Genomic DNA, 3489 nt, shown 5'->3' with positions numbered 1-3489 from the left:
TGTCTTCGCCATCGGTACCAAACTCAGCAATCACATCGTTGCCATCGCCCAGACCGATCCGGTAGGTATCGGAACCGACGCCGCCATCCAGCACGTCATCACCGGTACCGCCAATCAGCACATCATCGCCCGTGCCGCCGATCAGTGTGTCGTTTCCGCCACCGCCCACAATCACATCATCGCGCCCATTGAAGCCGAGCAACGCATCATCACCGGCCTCGCCCAGCAGACTGCGGGATTTGATCGCTTCCACATCCCACACCGTGCCATCGGCAAAAACGATTTCCTCCACCGCATAGCGGTTACTTTCGTTGAAATGGTTTTTGACGGTCAGCGTTTCGCCAGTGTCGCGGAGGGTGAGCTTCAGATCATCACTCACTTGCCAGCCGTTGACCGTGCGTACCCGATCCAGCCGAACGTCGTCTGCGGCAACGCCCGCCTTGAACTCGATGCGGTCAATCTCGCCCTGAACCCACGAATCCTCAATGATCGTGTCGTGACCGTCGCCACGCCCAAAACGGTAGGTGTCAGAGCCGGCACCGCCTTCCAGTGCATCGTCACCTTCGCCTCCATCCAGCACATCGTTACCGGAAAGGCCGATGAGTTTGTCGTTCCCCGCACCGCCCACGATCACATCATCCCGGCCATTGAAGCCATGCAGTTCATCATCGCCATCCCCGCCCAGCAGGTGGCGGGATTTGATCGCTTCCGCATCCCACACCGTGCCATCGGCAAAAACGATTTCCTCGATTGCGTAACGGTTGTTGCTGCTGAAGTGATGCTTGACAGTCAACGTTTCGCCGGTATCGCGGAGGGTGATTTTCAGGTCATCACCGGGCCAACTGCCGGTTTTCCGCTCCAGTTGCACGTCATCCGGCGAAATTCCCGCCTTGAATTCGATACGGTCAGCCTCCCCTTGAACCCATGAATAATCTTCAATGATGATGTCGTGGCCGTCACCACGGCCAAAGTAATAGGTATCCGCACCCGCGCCGCCACGTAGTTCATCATTACCTGCGCCCCCGTCAAGTATGTCATTACCGTCACCGCCAATCAGCGTATCGTTACCACCACGCCCAACAATCCGGTCATTCCCTCCCCTCCCATCAATCACGTCATCGTTCTCTGAACCCAGCAACACGTTATTCCCCTCGCTCGGTGCAAAAATCGACGTGTAGCCAGCCAGCGCTTGGTCAAAAATTTGGGAAACTTCCGCCCCCAGCGGTAGCAATGCCGCTTTGAACGCAAAAATCTCCATACGATCGAGTACCCCGGTACTCCTGAGCGAACGCAGGAAGGCATCGAGATCAGCCAGCCCCGCCTCATAATCCGCTTCGAGCTGCGCCGCCAGCGCCGTTGCCGCTCTGGACATATCCCCCCGGACACTTTCTATTTCTTCATCCCAGCGGTAGTCGATTTTCTGGAACAAACCCTCAAGATGGCTCTGCGCCATCAATTGGCCAGAGACCAAGGCTTTGAGATCATCCCAAGCCTTCAACAGTACCGGCGCGGCGCGGCCATGTGGGTTCGGATCACGTTCGCCCCAGCACCATATACCGGCCCATTCCTCGCCCATGAATTCTTCCAGGGCTTCAAGTTTGCGGGCATCGCCGATGGCATTGCCATAAATTCTGGTGGCAGCACGGCTCTTGGGGTCGACATCCTGTACCCCCGTCCAGTGGTAGATGATCTGCGTGACCAGGGCATCACGTTCCTCGAACGTGGCCGCCTGGGTGAAGTCAGCCACCAAGGTCTGCAATACACCCGTTGCATCCAGCGCCATCGCCTGGTGCAGATCACGTACCTTGCCGTAGCCTTGCGCATCCGGGAGTTGCAAAATCTCGTCCGGAACGCTCACCCGTTCGGTGGGTATGCTGAACACCGTGTCGATCTTCACCCAGACGTCGGTGGCTGCCCGTTTTTCTCCATCCACGCCCGTATAGCTGCCGACCTGTTTGTGCGCGTTGCCTTGCGTGTCGACGAGTGTCGAGTTCTTGTATGCCACGTCGATGCTCTGAACCCCGGCTTGCGCCAGCGTCAGCAATTCACCTGCATCGGTGCGGCCATCGCCGTTGGCATCCTTCCAAACCCGTAACTCGGCAAAGGCGGTATCGTTGGCGTCAATCACGCCATCGCCGTTACTGTCCAGTTCCGCCAGCGCAGCAAAACCGTTGGCGGCTTGCTTGCCGTTGGCAAGCAGGGTTTCGGAACCGAACAACTCCCGGCCTGAATCGATCTGGCCGTTGTTGTTCCTGTCCCAAACGAGCAGGCCATCGTCCTTGCCCACCCAGGCCGTTTTTTCAGCAAAACCATCGGCACTGTGGTCGAAATAGGTGCCGTGGCCAATCGAAGTGGTTTCGACGCCATCGCCGTCCAGATCGAGGATGATCGGCGAGGGTATCTCTGTTGCCTGTGAAAATCCATCACGAATCGGCTCTATTGGACACCCTAATGGCTTCATTTCTCCCGTCAAAAGAGCATCCAGCAAAGAATTCATCAATTCATTCAAAGTTATTCCATATTTTGATTTCAAATAATCATCTGGTGCTCCGTTGCCTATTGCCTCCCAAAAACCAGGATCTGTCACAATATCGGAGAACGTTTTGTTAGCAGCTGCGGCCGCGGCAGCTGAAACCATTGTCATCCCAATAGCAACCAGCCCAACGCCTGGAACGGCAACTCCAGCAGCCTTAGCCATTACAGATACCCACCCACCAATTTTTGCAAACCAAGCCATTGTCGGCGCACTTACCGAAACCCCTGGGATTGCTGTAATGGCTGTTCCATCACCATTAGCCAATGCTACTGCACTTGCACCAGATTGAGTGGCAATAGCAAATTGCCCTGTCACAGCCCCGGCCATTGGGTTAATTTTTCCCACAGCAAAATTAATAGCCGAAACCCATTTATTTATAACCGAAATTGGGTCATGATCTTTTTCCGGAACGCAGCTCATATAGACCTCACAAAAATAAAGTCAAAACGAAAACAACAATATAAAAACACAATGCCCGAGCCGGGGCTATATATGGAGAATAAAAAACAAAACCAAGAACCCTGAAAACCCCACTAGCCTCTCTCAATTTGGCCACAGCGCCTTTCTTCATTGCGCTAAACACATCACCATTCAGCCGATCTAACTGAACATTGATAAACCAGCAACCCCAAAAAAACAAAATAATCAACAGGGTAAATCGCAAACAAACCATGAAATCCATTAAACCTCCTCCTTTGCTAAACCCACATGCACTGCATGGCTGCCCATATTCACGACCTCATCGACCTGCAAACCCTTGGGCACCTGATGGGTGATGAAGATCATCGTCACCTTGCCCTTGAGGCGGTTGATGGTCTGGGCGAAGTGTTCGGCGGTTTGCTGATCCAGGTTGGAGATGGCTTCGTCGAAGATCAGCACTTTGGGCCGCTTGAGCAGAGCGCGGGCGATGGCGATGCGCTGGCGCTGCCCGCCGGATAGCCCGGTGCCGCGTT

The 3489-nt window shown here is 54.7% G+C and carries 3 protein-coding genes; all 3 read right to left on the bottom strand.

Translation table 11 applies throughout. The features are described from left to right. Nucleotides 1–2956 (bottom strand): calcium-binding protein (locus JYJ39_RS13765; protein WP_205205190.1); only part of this gene is annotated, 2956 nt, incomplete at its 3' end. A 7-nt stretch (nucleotides 2957–2963) separates the two neighbouring features. Continuing rightward, entirely contained in the window at nucleotides 2964–3218 is a 255-nt protein-coding gene (locus JYJ39_RS13760) for a hypothetical protein (RefSeq protein WP_205205189.1), read from the bottom strand. Continuing rightward, on the bottom strand, nucleotides 3218–3489 hold a 272-nt coding region (locus tag JYJ39_RS14130; RefSeq protein ID WP_205205188.1), incomplete at its 5' end, for an ATP-binding cassette domain-containing protein. The genes JYJ39_RS13760 and JYJ39_RS14130, both read right to left, overlap by 1 nt.

The organism is Azonexus hydrophilus, from assembly GCF_905120355.1.
In the GTDB taxonomy this organism is placed as follows: domain Bacteria; phylum Pseudomonadota; class Gammaproteobacteria; order Burkholderiales; family Rhodocyclaceae; genus Azonexus.
The sequence above is the reverse complement of the archived record's forward strand: the minus strand, read 5'-3'. Positions and strand labels throughout refer to the sequence as shown.

What these genes read in the sequence shown, in the direction of transcription:
- JYJ39_RS13760 (WP_205205189.1), bottom strand. Translation starts at nt 3,218, where the DNA reads ATGGATTTCATGGTTTGTTTGCGATTTACCCTGTTGATTATTTTGTTT.